Annotated in this window: 18 protein-coding genes; 7 read left to right on the forward strand and 11 right to left on the reverse strand. The window is 53.0% G+C overall.

The window, feature by feature from the left end:
• The first annotated feature begins 61 nt into the window (after positions 1–61).
• Entirely contained in the window at positions 62–1,327 is a 1,266-nt protein-coding gene (locus tag AB9F27_RS03685; protein ID WP_335585269.1) for a sugar ABC transporter permease, read from the forward strand.
• Positions 1,328–1,342: 15 nt separating this feature from the next.
• On the forward strand, positions 1,343–2,104 hold the full coding sequence (locus tag AB9F27_RS03690; protein WP_369757567.1) for an ATP-binding cassette domain-containing protein: 762 nt from the start codon (positions 1,343–1,345) through the stop codon (positions 2,102–2,104).
• A 30-nt stretch (positions 2,105–2,134) separates the two neighbouring features.
• Here AB9F27_RS03690 and AB9F27_RS03695 read toward each other — a convergent pair whose 3' ends face one another.
• From AB9F27_RS03695 to AB9F27_RS03705, 3 genes are read right to left on the reverse strand one after another with little or no spacing between them, the layout of a single operon-like run.
• On the reverse strand, positions 2,135–2,434 hold the full coding sequence (locus AB9F27_RS03695) for a putative quinol monooxygenase (RefSeq protein WP_335585270.1): 300 nt from the start codon (positions 2,432–2,434) through the stop codon (positions 2,135–2,137).
• A 9-nt stretch (positions 2,435–2,443) separates the two neighbouring features.
• A complete protein-coding gene (locus AB9F27_RS03700) occupies positions 2,444–3,469 on the reverse strand; it encodes a Gfo/Idh/MocA family oxidoreductase (protein WP_335585271.1) in 1,026 nt (341 codons plus the stop codon).
• Positions 3,466–4,572, reverse strand: a complete 1,107-nt coding sequence (locus AB9F27_RS03705; RefSeq protein ID WP_335585272.1) for an isocitrate/isopropylmalate family dehydrogenase — start codon at positions 4,570–4,572, stop codon at positions 3,466–3,468. Before AB9F27_RS03705 ends, AB9F27_RS03700 begins: the two co-directional genes overlap by 4 nt.
• Positions 4,573–4,725: 153 nt before the next feature.
• Here AB9F27_RS03705 and AB9F27_RS03710 point away from each other — a divergent pair, with 153 nt between their 5' ends.
• On the forward strand, positions 4,726–5,517 hold the full coding sequence (locus tag AB9F27_RS03710) for an N-acyl homoserine lactonase family protein (protein WP_335585273.1): 792 nt from the start codon (positions 4,726–4,728) through the stop codon (positions 5,515–5,517).
• Between the two features lie 47 nt (positions 5,518–5,564).
• Here AB9F27_RS03710 and AB9F27_RS03715 read toward each other — a convergent pair whose 3' ends face one another.
• The 6 genes from AB9F27_RS03715 to AB9F27_RS03740 form a co-directional block, all read right to left on the reverse strand.
• Positions 5,565–6,686 (reverse strand): Gfo/Idh/MocA family protein, encoded by a 1,122-nt coding sequence (locus AB9F27_RS03715; RefSeq protein WP_369757568.1) that lies wholly within the window; start codon positions 6,684–6,686, stop codon positions 5,565–5,567.
• A 9-nt stretch (positions 6,687–6,695) separates the two neighbouring features.
• Positions 6,696–7,442 carry a sugar phosphate isomerase/epimerase gene (locus AB9F27_RS03720; RefSeq protein WP_335585275.1) on the reverse strand — a complete coding sequence of 249 codons (747 nt, stop codon included), beginning with the start codon at positions 7,440–7,442 and terminating at the stop codon, positions 6,696–6,698.
• 5 nt (positions 7,443–7,447) lie between these two features.
• Positions 7,448–8,530 carry an ABC transporter ATP-binding protein gene (locus tag AB9F27_RS03725; protein ID WP_039000712.1) on the reverse strand — a complete coding sequence of 361 codons (1,083 nt, stop codon included), beginning with the start codon at positions 8,528–8,530 and terminating at the stop codon, positions 7,448–7,450.
• A gap of 3 nt (positions 8,531–8,533) precedes the next feature.
• Positions 8,534–9,379, reverse strand: a complete 846-nt coding sequence (locus tag AB9F27_RS03730; RefSeq protein WP_335585334.1) for a carbohydrate ABC transporter permease — start codon at positions 9,377–9,379, stop codon at positions 8,534–8,536.
• A 37-nt stretch (positions 9,380–9,416) separates the two neighbouring features.
• Positions 9,417–10,313, reverse strand: a complete 897-nt coding sequence (locus AB9F27_RS03735) for a sugar ABC transporter permease (RefSeq protein ID WP_335585276.1) — start codon at positions 10,311–10,313, stop codon at positions 9,417–9,419.
• Positions 10,314–10,430: 117 nt separating this feature from the next.
• Positions 10,431–11,663: an ABC transporter substrate-binding protein gene (locus tag AB9F27_RS03740; protein WP_335585277.1), complete on the reverse strand. Its 1,233-nt coding sequence runs from the start codon at positions 11,661–11,663 to the stop codon at positions 10,431–10,433.
• 189 nt (positions 11,664–11,852) lie between these two features.
• On the opposite strand from AB9F27_RS03740, the gene AB9F27_RS03745 reads away from it, so the two are divergent.
• The 4 genes from AB9F27_RS03745 to AB9F27_RS03760 all read left to right on the forward strand — a co-directional run bounded on the left by AB9F27_RS03745 (position 11,853) and on the right by AB9F27_RS03760 (position 15,615).
• The gene (locus tag AB9F27_RS03745; RefSeq protein ID WP_335585278.1) at positions 11,853–12,887 is read left to right on the forward strand and encodes a LacI family DNA-binding transcriptional regulator; all 1,035 of its coding nucleotides are present in this window, start codon (positions 11,853–11,855) and stop codon (positions 12,885–12,887) included.
• Positions 12,888–13,035: 148 nt separating this feature from the next.
• Entirely contained in the window at positions 13,036–13,176 is a 141-nt protein-coding gene (locus tag AB9F27_RS03750) for a hypothetical protein (protein WP_335585279.1), read from the forward strand.
• Between the two features lie 208 nt (positions 13,177–13,384).
• Positions 13,385–14,443, forward strand: coding sequence for a sugar phosphate isomerase/epimerase (locus AB9F27_RS03755; protein ID WP_335585280.1), 1,059 nt, complete (start codon positions 13,385–13,387; stop codon positions 14,441–14,443).
• A gap of 2 nt (positions 14,444–14,445) precedes the next feature.
• The gene (locus AB9F27_RS03760) at positions 14,446–15,615 is read left to right on the forward strand and encodes a Gfo/Idh/MocA family protein (RefSeq protein ID WP_369757569.1); all 1,170 of its coding nucleotides are present in this window, start codon (positions 14,446–14,448) and stop codon (positions 15,613–15,615) included.
• A 79-nt stretch (positions 15,616–15,694) separates the two neighbouring features.
• On the opposite strand, the gene AB9F27_RS03765 is transcribed toward AB9F27_RS03760, so the two are convergent.
• Together AB9F27_RS03765 and AB9F27_RS03770 are read right to left on the reverse strand one after the other, a co-directional pair.
• Entirely contained in the window at positions 15,695–16,603 is a 909-nt protein-coding gene (locus tag AB9F27_RS03765; RefSeq protein WP_335585282.1) for a sugar kinase, read from the reverse strand.
• 1 nt (position 16,604) lies between these two features.
• Positions 16,605–17,288 carry a GntR family transcriptional regulator gene (locus AB9F27_RS03770; protein ID WP_335585283.1) on the reverse strand — a complete coding sequence of 228 codons (684 nt, stop codon included), beginning with the start codon at positions 17,286–17,288 and terminating at the stop codon, positions 16,605–16,607.
• Positions 17,289–17,427 lie beyond the last annotated feature (139 nt).

Raw genomic sequence — 17,427 nt, forward strand, 5'->3', positions numbered from 1 at the left:
CACGGGATACACAACATTTTGCGATAGATGGGTCGTTTGTCGCTCGGGAGAGGCGCAATATATGAAAGATTCAGTGAAAAAATTCGTGAACAACGTGGGACTCGATCCTCGCCTGCTAGGGATGATTGGTGCGCTTGTTGTTCTGTGGGTGGTGTTTGATTTGTGGACGGGAGGACGTTTTCTAACGCCGCGCAACTTGTTCAATATTTCAGTCCAAACGTCGTCGGTCGCCATCATGGCCACCGGTATGGTTTTCGTAATCGTGACGCGCAATATCGACCTTTCGGTCGGTTCGATGCTTGGCTTTATCGGTATGACCGTTGCCGCCCTTCAAGTGCACGTGTTGCCCGAGTATTTGGGCCTTGGGAATGGGTCCATTTGGGTGATTGCGGTTGTTGCTGCGGTTCTTATGGGGCTGGTTATTGGCGGCATCCAAGGCTGGGTCGTTGGTTATCTGACCGTACCCGCCTTTATCGTCACACTCGGTGGGTTGCTCATTTTTCGCGGTGCGATGTGGTGGGTTACGCAGGGGCAAACTGTTGCGCCACTTGACCCTACATTCAAGCTTCTTGGCGGGGGTGCGGATGGGACATTGGGCGAGAAGCTAAGTTGGGGCTTCGGTCTTTTCGCGTCTTTCGTTGCTGTTGCCATGATCCTTATGAGCCGTCGTCGCAAATCGAACCATGGATTTGTCGTCAAGCCAGCATGGGCCGAAGGGACACTTATCGCAATCGCGGTTGGGCTAACTTTGGGTTTTGTCTGGGCACTGAACTCTTATGAAATCGCTGGAGGTGCGCGGGAACGGGTCGCTGAACAACGTGGGCTGGTGTTGACGGATACATTGTCGCTCAACCACGGTGTCGCAATTCCAGTCGTCATCCTTTTGTTGGTAACGGTCGGCATGACATTTATTTCAAAACGCACACGTTTTGGCCGCTATGTCTATGCAACCGGTGGCAACCCTGAGGCCGCCGAGCTTTCTGGAATCAACACACGCATGCTGACAGTCAAAGTTTTTGCGCTCATGGGCGCGCTGACTGGCTTGTCTGCGGTGGTTGCTTCGGCGCGGCTTGGATCGGTTGATGTCGGGCTTGGAACGCTGGACGAATTGCGCGTTATCGCGGCGGCCGTTATTGGCGGCACAGCACTCGCGGGTGGTTTCGGAACGATTTACGGCGCCGTCATTGGGGCCGCAATCATGCAGACATTGCAATCGGGCATGGCATCCGTTGGCGTCGATGCACCGTTGCAAAACATGGTCGTAGGCTTTGTCCTCGTGTTAGCTGTGTATGTGGACATCGTATATCGTCGTAAAGTCGGCGTTTAAGGGAGGAACCAGAAAATGACAGATAGAACACCTCTCGTAGAGATGAAGAACATCTCGATTTCCTTTGGCGGTGTCAAAGCAGTTGATGATGTTTCGGTTGATCTCTACCCAGGCGAAGTTGTGGGCCTATTGGGGCACAACGGCGCGGGTAAGTCGACCTTGATCAAAATCCTTTCGGGCGCATATCACGCCAATTCGGGAGAAATTTGGGTCGAGGGCAAAAAGGCGACGATCAACAATCCTCGCGATGCGCGCCACTATAACATCGAAACGATCTACCAAACGCTCGCGCTGGCGGATAATCTCGATGCGGCGTCCAACTTGTTCTTGGGCCGTGAATTGGTCACTGCTTTCGGCACGGTCGACGATGACCATATGGAAGCCGAGACTCGCAAGATCATGTCGCGCTTGAATCCAAACTTCGCCAAGTTCGACAGCCCTGTGTCCGCGCTCTCAGGTGGGCAACGCCAGTCTGTTGCGATCGCGCGCGCTGTGTATTTCAACGCGCGTATCCTGATTATGGATGAGCCAACTGCCGCTCTTGGGCCGCAAGAAACCAAAATGGTTGCCGAGCTTATCCAGCAACTCAAGTCCGAAGGCATCGGGATTTTCCTGATCAGTCATGACATCCACGATGTAATGCAACTTTGTGATCGTGCAAGCGTTATGCAGCACGGGAAACTTGTTGGCACCGTGGATGTGGATAGCGTAACCGATGAAGATCTGCTTGGGATGATTATTCTAGGCAAACATCCTCACGAAAAAGCGGAAGCTTAATCCAAAACATGAGTGTTTAACGGCGGTCTGCTAAGCGCGGGCCGCCGTTACTTTTTGGAAAGTGGCAATGTTTTTGGCCACAACCATATGCGCGCTGGCCTGGCTAAAGGCTTTGAAATGCGCGCTGGCTAGGTGCACGTCAAAACCCGCGGCATCATCATAAACTTCATACAGGAAGAAGAGGGACGTATTTGACGGGTCTGTGCAGACGTCAAAGTGCTGGCAAGCTACCTCGTCCCTTACAGACGCTGCGGCGTTGTGTTCGATGAGCGCGGCGAAGTCATTTACGAACTCGTCGGCGACGGTAAAAGATACGGTTACGGCAAACATATAAGCCTCCTAAAGGGATTGTTTCTGACCTGTTTCGGCGGACCTATAGGCCGCTTGTGTCGCAAGTATGACGCTTAAATAGTCTTCGGCGGTATTCTCGAAAGGCACTCGACCCGCGCGGGCTTCTACGATGTGCTCACAGAGGGCCTGAACGCACCCGCCGCCAAAACGTGCTTCGTCAACAGGGGCGGTGACGGCAATATTAACGGCCTCGTTCTCGCCAAAAGCACGAAAGGAAATCTCCCCCATACCAGAGAGGCGCAGGGTTCCTTTTTCGCCCTCGATTTCCATTTCTCCCATGGTGCGCCTTGGTGAATCCGTTGCGTGATCCATGAGGCGATTTCCGTCAAATACGGCGCGTGTTCCGTTTTCGTGGTGGGCGATCAAAATGCCTGCATCTTCGCCTTTTATCGCGGGGTTCAGCCGCACCAAATCGGCATAAATCGAGGAGATCGGGCCAAAGAAATACTGAAACAGGTCGACAAAATGGACACCTGTTTCATGGATGAGCAATCGCGGCATGCTCTGAAACGCGGGCTGGCGGGAAAGATAGGCATCAGGGCCGCGTCCATCTCCGGGTCGAAGGGCAAAACGCGCCTGATAAATTTCACCAAGGAGCCCCGTATCCAAGGCCGTTTTGATCGCGCGGTGCCACGGTTGGAAACGGAAATTCTCGTGTATAATCAATGTACAATTGCGGGTTTTCGCAAATTCGCACACGGCCTTTGCCTCTTCATATGACGTGCAAAAGGGCTTCTGGCAAATCAGGATGCGGCCAGATTTTGCGAATTGCTCAACCAGCGCTTTGTGTGCCGGAGGTGGCGCAACCAGATCGACGATATCGAGGTCTTGATCTGCCAATTCCGCAGCCGACCGAGCGCCCGCAACGTCGTACTTTGCGGCAACCTCTTGTGTTCGAGCGGGGTCGAGATCAAAGATGCCCGCGAGGGTCGTGGAGGGGATGTCGCGCCATGCGTCTAGGTGAAACTGGCTAAAATATCCGAGGCCCACAACCCCGACGCGCAGGTTTGTCATTTGGGCAATTCACCGATAATTTTGATAAGTTCTTCAGTGACTGCGATGGTGCCCATGTCGCCCCCAAACTCCATCGGGCGCAGGCGGTTTTGGGCAAAGCCCGCGTCCACGGCGGCGTCGATTAGGGCGCCTGCCGCTTCATAGTTTTCGGTTTGGGTTTTGGTCGCGATATAGTCCAGCATGAGGCCCGCTGACAGGATCGCTGCAAGTGGGTTTGCTTTATCTTGACCCATGATGTCGGGTGCCGAGCCGTGCGCGGGTTGGAACAGGCCAATGGTTTCGCCGATTTCCCCACAAGACGCCATGCCCATGCCGCCAACAAGGCCACCAGCGAGGTCGCTCAGAATATCGCCAAACATGTTTTCCATCACCATGACATCAAAGTTCCAAGGTTGGCGTACAAGGTCAAGCGCCATCGCGTCAACATAGTTGTAGGAGACATTCACATCTGGATAGCGAACCTTGGTTTCATCAAAAATCTGACGAAAGAATGCTTGGCTCGTAAAGACGTTGGCCTTATCAACGCAGGTCAAATTTCCCGATTTCCCGCGTGCGCGCCGTTTTTCAGCAAGCTTGAATCCAAATTCATGCAGCTTTTCCGTCGTTGCCCGTGTAATCCGCATAATGTCGCGGACTTCGACGTTTGGGATGATTTCGGACCGTTTGTGGACGGCAGCGGAGTAAAATAACCCTTCCGTGCTTTCTCGCAGAATGATCATATCGATACCCGCTGCGCGTGGGTCTGCGAGGCGCTGGGGGGCGTTCGGATAGGCCTTAATCGGGCGCACCCCTGCGTAAAGTTGATATCGGTCCCGCAAGCGCAAATGCGGCGAAACCTCTGTTCCGTCTTCTTGGCGGATGGAGGGAAGGCCAATGGCGCCAAGAAAAATTGCATCGGCCTCGCCGGCTTTTTCTTCGCCACCCGGTTCGATGTCCAAACCAGTTTGCGCAAAGTATTCTGCACCAGCCGCAATTTCTTGCACCTTGGGCGCAACCGCTCCGCAACGAAGGAGCGCAGTATCCATAACCGCAAAAGCCGATTCCGCGACGTCCACGCCAATACCATCGCCTTTAATCAGAGAAATTGTTGGAATATGCGCCATGTTCGTCCTTTGGGTTTTAGGTGTTTACCCGTTTTACGGATTTGATAATAAATACATTATTAAACTCATTAATGCGATTGCACAAGATTATCAATTGGGTAAACTGAAAAATGTGGAACTTTTTAAAGTTTGAATGCGGGAAATGAGGCCGAAATGAGCACCAAGTGGAATGTCTTCGCAATAAAATACGCTGAGCGGAACACGCGAACACGCGCGGATAGCTTTATTTTCGACGATCATCCCGCTGCGCAACATGGGATGGACTATTTCGTGTGGCTGCTCACGGATGGTGTGCGCAATATTTTGGTCGATACGGGGTATGATGAGGCCGAGGGGAAGCGCCGTGACCGTCCGATCCTGCGTGATCCCGCGCTTGCGCTTGAGGCGTTGAATGTTTCCGCCGAGAGTATCGACACGGTCATCATCACCCATCTTCACTATGACCATGCGGGGGGGTTGGACCGTTATCCGAATGCGCAATTCCACCTGCAAGAGATCGAAATGGGCTTTGCGACAGGGCCATGTATGTGTGATCCCACGCTGCAAATGCCCTATACCGCCGATCATGTTTGCGACATGGTGCGCCACGTTTTTTCGGGGCGCGTTGTGTTCCACAAGGGAGATGGCGAGGTTGCTTCGGGGATCACGGTGCACCGGATTGGGGGGCATTCGCGCGGCTTGCAGGCGGTTCGGGTAGAGACCGAGAACGGCCCGTTGTGTTTGGCATCGGATGCCACGCATTACTACGAGAATTTTTTAAACCGCAAGCCGTTTCCGATTGTCGTGGACGTCGAGGATATGGTGATGGGCTTTGACAAGATCACGGCCTTGGCTGCGGGCGAAAAAACGCGGGTTATCCCCGGGCATGATCCACTGGTGCGCGATTACTACCCTGAGGTGGGGACGTCGGGGTTTGTTTGGCGGTTGGATTCTGGCCGCGTTTAGAACGTGAAAAGGGCGCCGCGTACATGTTGTACGGCGCCCTCTTTGTTTTAGGAGAGAAGCGCGCGGGCTTCTTCTGGGCCAACGGGGGCAGGGCGATCGCAGGTTGTTGTCATTTCGACAAAACTACGCGCTTCGCCTGCGGCCAAAATGCTCGTCATAACTTCGACGACATGGAGGGCAAGCTCGGAGGAGCAGCGATGTGGCCGACCCTCGGAAATTGCGATGGCCATATCGGACAACCCAGCCGCGCGATAGTTTGCGTGTTCGCCGTCGTTTGGAACCGAGAAAGGGTGATCCCAGCCATCGGGCAATTCCACAAAATCCTCCCGTTTGGTGATGCGAATATCCCCACCAAAGAAATTGGGGTCGGGCACGTGGACGGTGCCGTCTTGGCCATAGAGTTCCATGTTGGAATGGTCGTGTTGCCAAACGTCCCAGCTGGTGACCATCGAAATTACGGCACCGGATTTGAACTCAAGCAGAGCGTGGATGGTTGTTGGTGTACCCACTGGAATCGTTTCGCCATTGCGTGGCTCGGATGTAATCAGGCGCTCAGGAGAAGGCGTTGAGGTCAGTGCCGCTACACGAGCCACGGGGCCAAGGAGCTGTACGAGGTTGGTCACGTAATAGGGGCCAATATCGAGCACGGGTCCGGCACCCGGCTGATAAAAGAAATCGGGGTTTGGATGCCAATGCTCCATGCCATGCCCCATAACGAAGGCCGTGCCAGAGGTGATTTTTCCCAATGTACCGTCGTCAATCATTGCGCGCACATGCTGGTGCGAGGAGCCCATAAACGTGTCCGGAGCAGAGCCGACGCGCAGACCCTTTTCCGCCGCCAAAGCCGCAATTTCTGCGCCCTCTTGGAGAGTGAGCACGAAAGGTTTTTCCGAGTAGACGTGTTTACCCGCATTGAGAATGCTTTTGGACACCGCAAAATGCGCCGCAGGGATTGTCAGGTTGACGACGATATCTATGTCATCAGAAGCCAGTAAGCCCTCAACGGTCTCAGCGCGGACGCCGAATTCTGTGGCGCGGCTTTGGGCGGCTTCCATGTTCAAATCTGCGACGGCCCGCATTTCGATGCCTTTAAACATCGGCGCAAGCCGCAGGTAGGCCGCGGAGATATTCCCCGCGCCAATAATACCGATTCCAAGTTTTTTGGTCATTTTATTACCTTAAAGGTTTTTGTAGTTGTTGATGGAACGCGTCGCGAAGCGATTGATATCGCTTGGGTTGTCGTGCTCCATAACGAAGTGTTTCGCGGGTGTTTTGCTACGGACGGCGGCGAGGATGCCTGCCCAATCCATGGTGCCTTCACCGACGTCTGCCCAACCATCCTCGTCTGCGTTCTCGCCAACGGGGGCGATGTCTTTGACGTGGACGGCGGTGATGCGGTCGCCGTACTTCTCGATCCATGCAAGGGGATCGCCACCGCCTCGCACGATCCACGCGATGTCGGCTTCCCACATCAATCCAGGGGCAGCTTCAAGCAGGGTTTCCATTGGAATGGAGCCGTCGTCACAGGCAACAAATTCAAAGTCGTGGTTGTGCCAGCCATAGGAAATGCCGTGTGCGGCAAGTGCATTGCTGATCGCTTGCAAACGGGCTGCGAAAGCTTTCCAGCCTGCCTTGTCTGTTGGGCGATCGTCCTCAACGATGTGGGGGCCGAAAATTGACGTGATCCCGAGGGCTTTTGCCGTGGCCACAACATCTTCAAGATTGTCCTCGGTATCGGAGATACCAACGTGGGCGGTTGGCATGGAAAGGCCCGTGGCATCCATTGCGGCCCGTACTTTGGCGGTGTCAACGTAAAGGGCGCCGTAGCCCTCAACGCCCGTATATCCAAGGGATGAGATCGTTGCGAAAACGTCGTCCCATGGGGTGAAATTGCGGGCGCTATAAAGCTGAAAAGAAGCGGTCATAGGGATTAAATCCTGTTTTCAGTGGTTTTTTCAAAAAGAGAGAGTCGGGCCGCGTCAAAGCCAATGCGGATCTTATCATCGTCGCGGACCTTCGATTGCCCATCCATGCGAAGACGAATGCGCACCCCCATGATTTCACACCAAACAATGGTGTCGCTTCCCATGGGCTCAACAAGTTCAACGGTGGTGTCCAAAGCAAAATCGGCAGCATCGACGGCCTCTCCGGTCACAATGTGTTCGGGTCGAATGCCCATCCAGCCTTTGCCAGCGGCGGGTTTGGAGATGAACTCGTAATTTGAGATCGGGATCGAGTGGCCAGCCGTCACGAACATCGGGGCACCGTCCGTTGTGATTTCGCCTTCAAAGAAGTTCATGGAGGGGGAGCCGATAAACTCTGCGACGTATTTGTTGCAAGGCTTGTTGTAGATCACGTCGGGACTGTCGAGTTGGTAGATTAATCCGCCTTTCATGATGGCAATGCGATCCGCGAGGGTCATGGCCTCGACCTGATCGTGGGTCACGTAGATCATGGTGTTTTTGAGTTGGTGGTGCAGGCGTTTGATTTCAACCCGCAGATCAGCGCGAAGTTGTGCATCGAGGTTTGACAGTGGCTCGTCAAATAAGAAGACATCCACGTCGCGCACGAGGGCGCGGCCAATGGCAACACGTTGACGTTGGCCGCCAGAAAGGGCCGCGGGTTTACGTTTGAGCAGGGGTTCGATTTGCAAAACTTCTGCGGCGTGCGCGACCCGTTTTGCGATTTCGGCCTTGGGAACCTTGGCGTTTTTAAGGCCAAAGGAAAGGTTTCCTTCGACTGTCATCTGTGGGTAAAGCGCATAGGATTGAAACACCATGCCGATGCCGCGCTCGTTGGGTTGGGCCCAAGTGACGTTTTCACCATTGATGTGAATTTGCCCACCCGAGACATCCAAAAGACCCGCAATACAGTTGAGCAGGGTGGATTTTCCACAGCCCGACGAGCCAAGAAGCACAAGAAATTCGCCTTCTGGAATGTCCAAATTCAGGTCTTTGAGAACCTTAACGGCACCAAAGTTTAGGTCGAGGTTTTTGATAGATACGCTTGTCATGATTTAGCCTTTCACCGCACCAGCAGCGATGCCGCGTACGAAGAGCTTGCCAGAAGCAAAGTAGAGAATGAGAGGAACGAGACCGGTCAGAAGGGTTGCCGCCATATTGACGTTATATTCCTTCACACCTTGGACGGAGTTCACGATGTTATTAAGCTGAACCGTCATCGGATAAATCGCCGGTTTGGTATAAATGACCCCAAAGAGGAAGTCGTTCCAGATACCCGTGACCTGAATGATCATTGCCACAACAAAAATGGGCAGGCTCATGGGCAGCATCACGCGAAAGTAGATACCCCAGAAGCCAGCGCCATCTACACGGGCCGCCTTAAAGAGTTCGTCGGGCAAGCTTGTGAAATAGTTACGGAACAAGAGCGTCAGGATCGGCATTCCGAAAATCGTGTGCACCAAAACAAGCCCCCAAAGCGACCCCATAAGGCCGAGGTTCTTCAGGATAAGAACGATGGGATAGAGCATCACTTGGTAAGGGATGAAAGCCCCGAAGATGAGGATGGTAAAGAAAATTTCCGAGCCTTTGAACTTCCAATTCGCCAGCGCATATCCGTTCACAGAGGCAATCAAAATCGACAGAATTGCCGAGGGGATAAGGATGCGGACCGAGTTCATAAATCCGCGACTTAACCCGTCGCAGTTCAAACCCGTACAGGCCGTGCTCCACGCTTTCACCCATGGTTCAAACGTGACCTCGACGGGGAGGTCAAAGATATTGCCCAGTCGGATTTCCGGCATGCCCTTAAGGGAGGTTGTAACCATCACATAGAGGGGCAGGAGGTAGTACATCGTCACCAAAAGAAGCGTGCCATAGAGCATGATATTGTTGGGACTCATACGTTTTTTGGGTTTGGGACCTTGGGGTCCGGTAAGATTATTTTTCACGGCGTTTCCCTCCGAATTCTAGGTATGCGTAGGGGACAAGAATGATCAGAACAGTCACGAGCATCATGGTAGACGCGGCGAAGGCCTGTCCGAGGTTTTGGTTTTTGAACATGCTTTCGATAACGTATTTGGCGGGGACTTCAGAAGCGATCCCCGGCCCACCGTTTGTTTGGGCGACGACGAGGTCATAGACCTTCACAATCCCCGAAGCGATGAGAACGAGCGCTGTGATAAAGACAGGCTTCATCATCGGGATCACAATAAAGATGTAGGTTTTCCAGCGTGGGATACCGTCCACACGGGACGCTTTCCAGATGTCTTGGTCGATTCCACGTAGACCCGCGAGCATGAGCACCATGATCAAACCGGTCCCTTGCCACATCGCCGCGATGAGTATGCCATAAATAACGATGTCCTGATTATACAACGGATCAAAATTGAAGCTTTCCCACCCCATTGAGCGCACGACATTCTGGATGCCAAAGTCTGGATTCAAAATCCACTGCCACGCAAGGCCCGTTACGACGAAGGACAGGGCGAACGGGTAAAGGATGATGGTGCGGATCGTATTCTCAAACCGAATTTTTTGGTCAAGCAAGGTTGCCAAAAAGAAGCCGATTGATATCGAAAGCACCAAGGAGCAGAACCCAAAAATCGCGAGATTTTCGATCGAAATCAGCCATTTATTTGTCGACCAAAGGCGATCGTATTGGTCAAGACCAACAAAATCTAGTTTGGGTAACAATTTGGATTTCGTGAAGGAGTGGACAACAGTCCACACTGTGCAACCTACAAAAATTACCAAGGCAGTCGCGATCATTGGAAGCGCGGCGACTTTGGCGTTTAGGTTGCGAAAAAGCTGGTTGGGCCTTTTTGCATCCGCCATTGGAAGGACTCTCTTTCAGGAAGGTACGCCCTCATTTCAAAGGGTGGCACCTCGTTTGTAATGAAAAAAATGCCCCCGAACGACATGTGTTCGGGGGCATGTCACAATCGGGGAGGATCAGTCCGCGTTTGCAATGATCGCAGCATAACGCGTGTGGGCGTCTTCTGCTGTGATCGACAGGTCATTCCAGAATTCAACCATAAGATCTTCGATTTGGCCGGATGTATCTGCGGAAAGAACTTGGTCGCCGCTGGGCATGATGTTGCCCGAAGCAAGGATTTCGAGGCCCTTTTTCATACAGTCGTTTGCCGCAGAAAGATCGATGTCGCCCCGAACGGGAAGCGAGCCTTTTTTCAGGTTGAAGTTTACTTGAACTTCTTTGGAAAGAAGCAAGCTGGCCAACTCTTTTTGTGCCGCTTCAATTTCTGGATCATCCTGTTTTGGGAAGTAGAACGCATCGCCCGCAGTCGAGATGATTTCATTTACGCCCAAACCTGGGAGGCATGTGTAATCAACTCCCGCAACTTGCTCTGCAACAGCGAATTCGCCCTGTGCCCAATCACCCATGATTTGGCCGCCAGCTTCACCGTTGATAACCATTGCCGTTGCAAGGTTCCAATCGGATACGTTGGAGCCAACCGCGAGTTCACGTGCGCTTGCTGCTGCTTTAAAAACAGCGAGCATTTCAGGAGAAGACGCAGCTTCAGCATCTTTGTCGACGTTCACTTTGGTCCAAAGATCGACACCACCAAGCGCAACACTCATCACGCCGAAAGCACCGGAGGACTGCCAAGACTGCTGACCCATCGCAAGTGGTACTTTGTCAGCATCCCGCAGAGCAGGAGCGGAAGCCACAAACTCATCCCAATTCGCAGGAACAGGAACACCGGCGTCGGCGTATGCTTTGTGTGAAAGCCAAATCCACTGCCAAGAGTGAATGTTTACAGGCACACAGTAGATTTTCCCATCAAGTGTACAGCTGTCCAGCAGCGATACTGGGTTCACGATGTCGCGCCAGCCTTCTTCGGTCGCAATGTCTGTAAGGTCGAGCATGAGGCCAGCTTCTACGAGCTCTTCTGCCTGACGACCGTGGTTCAACTGTGTGGCGTGCATTGGATCGCCGCCAAGAATACGGCTCACGATGACGCCGCGCGCAACGCCGCCGCCGCCCGCAATAGCGCCGTCTACCCAAGTGTTGCCCTCAGTTGCGTTAAATGCGTTTGCGAACTCAGCAACCGCAGCTGCCTCGCCGCCGGATGTCCACCAGTGTGTGACTTCCAAATCGGTCGCATAGGCTGTCGACGCTGCGCAGAGCGCGGTGGTCGCAATAAGTGCATTACGTAATTTCATGTTATCCTCCCAATTGTGTCCGGCGCCTCCCTGAGCGCCTTTTGCAATCGATTACAATATCGTGCCGCAGCGTGAAATAGGTTCTGTAATCGATTACAGGTAGATTTCAACGAACGCGCGATTCTGTCAAGCCCTTGGATTAATCTTTTCCACAGAGTAGACAGAGAAATCATTTTTGGGGACCACCGCATGAATTCGAACAGGGCGAGAATACAAGATGTTGCACGTGTTGCGGGGGTTTCGACGGCCACCGTAAGCCGCACATTGAGCAACCCGTCTGTGGTTTCTGAAGCGACGCGAAGCTCGGTTTTGGAAGCCGTGAAAGTCACCGGATATCGGGTCAATCGCGCGGCTAGAAATCTACGAACCCAGAAGACGAGTGCCATTCTCGTCTTGATTCCAAACCTCTCTAACCCGTTCTTTTCGCAAATAATTTCTGGAATTGAACAAGTTTTCTCGCGGGCCGGTTACTCACTACTGGTGGCTGATACCGAAAACAAAAGCAAACCCAATTTTAGTCTGGTTGACGTGTTTCGGGACGGGCAGGCGGATGGCATCATTTTGCTGGACGGCTACATCCCGCTTGAGGCGATCACATCGTTGCGCGGCACCGAAGCCGAGCATCTGGTTATATATGCTTGCGAGTGGGGTGAATCGGAGGGCATTCCATCGATTCGCAGCGATAATCCGGCAGGCGCGCGCATGGCTGCGGAACATTTTGCGAGCCTTGGACATAAAACTGTTGGTCACGTTTGTGGACCCGCCGAAAATGTTTTGACTCCCATGAGGCGTGATTCGTTTCTTACAGAAGCAAAGAAATTGGGTATGGAAGTGCGCGACGAGTGGGTTTTTCCCGGCGATTTTCGCCTTGTGACGGGTGCGCAGGCGGCGGACATGTATATGGCCCTTGAGGATAAGCCGAGCGCGATTTTCTGTGCGTCGGACCTTATGGCCATTGGCTTCATGAAGAGATGTTTGTCCGAGGGAATACGCATTCCCGAAGACGTGTCTGTTATTGGATTTGATGACGTGGGCCTCGCAGCATATTACCACCCGTCCCTAACGACAATTCGCCAAGATCGGGGTCAAATCGGGCGGGTCGCCGCCACCACGTTGCTTTCACGTCTTCGTGACCCCTCAAATATCGACCCTTATTTTAGACACACAGTGCCAGTCGAATTAATAAGTCGCGAAAGTACGGGTAGGTTTTTACCAAAAGCATAGTCCACGACTGGAGACTAATAGTCTGGTCGGTCCAGTTAAGAGATGTCTTAATGAATTCTGTATTTCGCCATGTTGGCGCCGCAATCTCAAGCGCATTTTAGGGGATAGTGCATTTGCACGCCCCCTTAAGTTTAACTGCGAGAACAACATGTCTTTTTTTACGGCCATTACATTTGATCAAGTCGCCTTAAGTTTTATGGCGTGTTTCTTGGTGCGGGAAGCGATGATTGCGACGCTGCCAAATTATGTTGCAGGTCCAGGTGGATGGTTGATCAATACTACAGTCTAGAGCTTTAACTGCGGCAATGCCCCGAAGCTAGTTTCAGTATTCAAAACCCACGCGATGCAAGACTTTTGGTTTTGCAGATGCCGAATCTTTTCTCCAAAAATCTGACCGTAACCGTTTACATAGCTTGATTTTTTCGATTGTAATCGATTACGTTGTGCCAACCCCCGCATTTTTGGGATTTCGGGGAAGGTTCATTTTGGAGGAAATAATGAAAACATTAAAAGGGCCAGCCCTCTTTCTTGCGCAATTCGCGGGCGACGAGGCACCGTTCAATTCTTGGGACGGTATCACCAAATGGGCGGCGGATTGCGGTTATAAGGGCGTGCAAGTTCCCAGCTGGGACGCGCGTTTCATCGACCTAGAAAAAGCAGCAACATCTAAAGATTATTGCGACGAACTCGCAGGGCAAGCGCTCGCAAACGGCGTTGAAATCACAGAGCTTTCGACGCATTTGCAAGGACAACTGGTTGCTGTCCATCCGGCATATGATATCGCGTTTGACGGCTTTGCTGCCCCCACCGTGCGGGACAATCCCAAAGCGCGGCAAGAGTGGGCGGTCAATCAAGTGAAAATGGGTTTGACGGCGAGCAAAAACCTTGGGCTTACCAAACATGGGACATTTTCTGGTGCCCTCGCTTGGCCGTATGTTTACCCTTGGCCACAGCGCCCAGCCGGACTTGTTGAGGCGGCATTTGACGAATTGGCGAAGCGTTGGCTGCCGATTCTTGACCACGCAGAAGATTGTGGTGTGGATGTTTGTTATGAAATCCACCCGGGTGAGGATCTCCATGATGGCGTGACGTTCGAGATGTTTCTTGAGCGCGTCAACAATCACGCGCGTTGCAATATGCTATATGATCCCAGCCACTATGTTCTGCAGTGCCTTGATTACATTGATAATATCGACATCTACAAAGACCGTATCAAAATGTTCCATGTTAAGGATGCCGAGTTTAACCCGACGGGTCGCCAAGGCGTTTACGGCGGCTATCAGAGTTGGGTTGATCGTGCGGGCCGCTTCCGCAGCTTGGGTGATGGCCAAGTCGATTTCGGCGCAGTTTTCTCCAAAATGGCAGCCAATGATTTTGACGGATGGGCCGTTGTCGAATGGGAATGTGCGCTGAAACATCCCGAAGATGGGGCGCGCGAGGGTGCGCAATTTGTTAAGGATCACATTATTCGCGTCACCGAACGGGCGTTTGACGACTTTGCGGATGGTGGCACCGACGACGCTGCTAATCGCAAAATGCTTGGCTTGGAGGCATAGAAATGGCGATCACAGGACGTAACGAAGCCCTAGAGGGTCCCATACGCTTAGGTATGGTCGGCGGCGGTACAGACGCATTCATTGGTGGAGTTCATCGGATTACCGCGCGTATTGATGGCAAATTCAACCTAATCGCGGGGGCGCTTTCGAGCACCCCTGAACGAGCTTTGGAATCTGGCCTTGCGTTGGGATTGGCCGAGGATCGAATTTATTCCAGCTATAAGGAAATGGCGATCCGCGAGGCGCGCCTCAAAAATGGGATTGAGGCGGTTGCGATCGTTACGCCCAATCATGTTCACATGGATGCGGCGCGTGAATTCCTGAAGCGGGGCATCCATGTTATTTGCGACAAGCCCCTTACGCATACGTTGACGGATGCAAAAAAGCTGGTGAAATCTGCCGAAGCTTCGGACGCATTGTTTGTGCTCACGCATAACTACACGGGCTATCCGATGATCCGCCAAGCACGCGAAATGATCGCTAGTGGCGCATTAGGAAAAATACGTTTGGTGCAGGTTGAGTATGCGCAGGATTGGTTGGCAGAGGCCGCCGATCCCGACAACAAACAAGCAGCGTGGCGCACTGATCCGACCAAGTCTGGCGCGGGCGGATCAACGGGCGACATTGGAACGCATGCGTTTAACCTCGCGAGCTTTGTATCCGGTCTTGAGGTTGAAACGCTTTGTGCCGATTTGCAGGCTTTTGTACCGGGGCGCCAAGTGGACGACAACGCGCATGTGATGCTGCGCTATGAAGGCGGTGCGCGGGGGATGCTGTGGTGTTCACAGGTTGCCGTCGGCAATGAAAACGGACTTCGCCTTAGAATTTATGGTGAGAAAGGCGGGCTTGAATGGGCCCAAGAGGATCCAAACTATCTTTGGTATACCCCATTTGGTGAAGCCAAGAGGTTGCTGACACGCGGAGGGGCCGGAACGGGCGCGGCCGCCGCACGGGTTAGTCGTATTCCCGCAGGGCATCCGGAAGGGTATCTTGAGGGGTTCGCCACGATTTACTCCGAGGCTGCAGAAGCGATACTAGCAAAGCGGGCCGGAAAAGACGTGCCGAGCGAAGTTGTTTATCCAACCGTTCAGGACGGTCTAAAGGGTGTGCAATTCATCGACGCCTGCGTGCGCTCCTCGGCGCGGGATTCTGCGTGGGTTAAGTTCGTCTAAATTGATTGGCCGCACCTTGGGCAAAATGCGCATTGGTGCGGCCATAAATCCTCCGGTATCGGCCCGAAAACCAGAAGATTTATTCCGTAAGCGCGACGAGGGCTCCATGCGCTTGTACCACTTGTCCGGCAAGGCTCGCGCCGGCTTTGATCGCGTCGCTCAGGGTGCCGCCCGTGAAGTAAGAGGCACAGAAACCTGCGTTGAAACTGTCGCCAGCGGCGGTTGAGTCCACGACATTGTCGATGATGTTTGGCGCGATTGTGAGGGGTGTCCCGCCCAGAGTTTGGGCGATAACCGAAGCCGCACCGTTTTTGACAACAACGGTTTTCACGCCGAGCGATTGGTACCGCGCGATGGTCGCTTCGGGAGTTTCGTCGCCGTTAAATAGCTGTTCTTCGTCAAAGGACGGCAACACAATGTCCGAGACTTGTGCGGCCTTTGTTTTGACGGCCAGCATTTCCGCCTGATCTGTCCAAAGGCGCAAACGTTGGTTTGGATCATAGACAATTGTTTTTCCAGCTTTGCGTGCATAGGCCAATTCAGAAAGAAAAGTATCACGGTGCTCCGGCAGGATAACAGCCATTGTGATGCCAGAGAAAAACAAGACATCCGCCGATGCAAATGCGGTGCGCAGGGTGTTTTGGTCGCCAGCCATTTGACGGGCCGCGGAATCCGAACGCCAGTAAGAGAAGCTGCGCTCGCCGTTGTCCAAGTGGATCATATAGAGGCCGACGGTTTTGCCCGCAACGTCCCGCGCGAAGGACATGTCGATATTTGCGGCGGCTCCAAAAGCCCGCATTTCCTGACTGGCAGAATCTGAACCTAGGCCCGTGAAATAGGACGTTTTCCACGCTTCTGGCACCGTCTTGGCCAAATACCACGCGGTGTTGAAAGTATCGCCCGCAAATCCGCGGCGATAGGTGTCTGGTCCAACGACGGCCAATTCGATCATCGCTTCGCCAATGGCCATAAAGTTTTTCTGCGTCATATCAGGTTGTTTCCTTGAAGCGATCTGGGTGGTTGGCTTGGATTCTCGGTAAGGCTGTTAAGACACGCGAGAGATGGATTTCAACTTGATCCGAAGCAGAGAGCACGTCGCCAGAAACAAGGGAGGAAAGGATGTCCTTGTGGTCTTGAAGGGCCGTTCGGCTGTCAAAGGCGAGGCTTAGAAACCGCACGCGATCCGCTGGGGCTTTTGTGTCGCAAATAAGGTGCCAGACCTTCGGTTGGCCTGCAATTCTGCAAAGTTCTTGGTGAAAGAGTTCATCCAATTCATAAAAGGCGATAATGGAGCCTTGGTCCAAAACTACGGCCTGTGCTTCGATCAAATCCTTAAGCGTGCCGATGGCGGTTGGCGTCATATTCTTGGCGGCCTCCCGAACGATTTCCTTTTCGAGGGCCACGCGAATGAACCGTGCGCGGCGCAGATCTGGGATCGATATATGAGTGACAACGGTTGCTTTTTGCGGACGAATACGAAGAAGCCCTTGTTGGGATAACCGATAAAAAGCATCGCGCACGGGTTGGCGGCTTACGTCGTATTGGCTCGCAATTTCGCTTTCGGAGATTTTCTTGCCGGGTTCCAATTCCAAAGAAACGATCTGATGAAACAGAATGTCATGCAGGGCTTCGGTCGCGGATTGCGCGCGACGGGTAGTATTTGACAGAGCCATTCGTTGTTCTTCCAAAAGCGGGTTGAAGCATCTTACAGACTAGCATATTAGTTTTGGCGGAGGAAGCAAGCCCTTCCAGTGGGCCGAACGGTATGACATGTTCGGATGAGTTCAGTTTACGGTGCGATGCGCGCCAAAT

Origin of the sequence: Falsihalocynthiibacter sp. CO-5D18, from assembly GCF_041205445.1 — a bacterium.
In the GTDB taxonomy this organism is placed as follows: domain Bacteria; phylum Pseudomonadota; class Alphaproteobacteria; order Rhodobacterales; family Rhodobacteraceae; genus Falsihalocynthiibacter; species Falsihalocynthiibacter arcticus.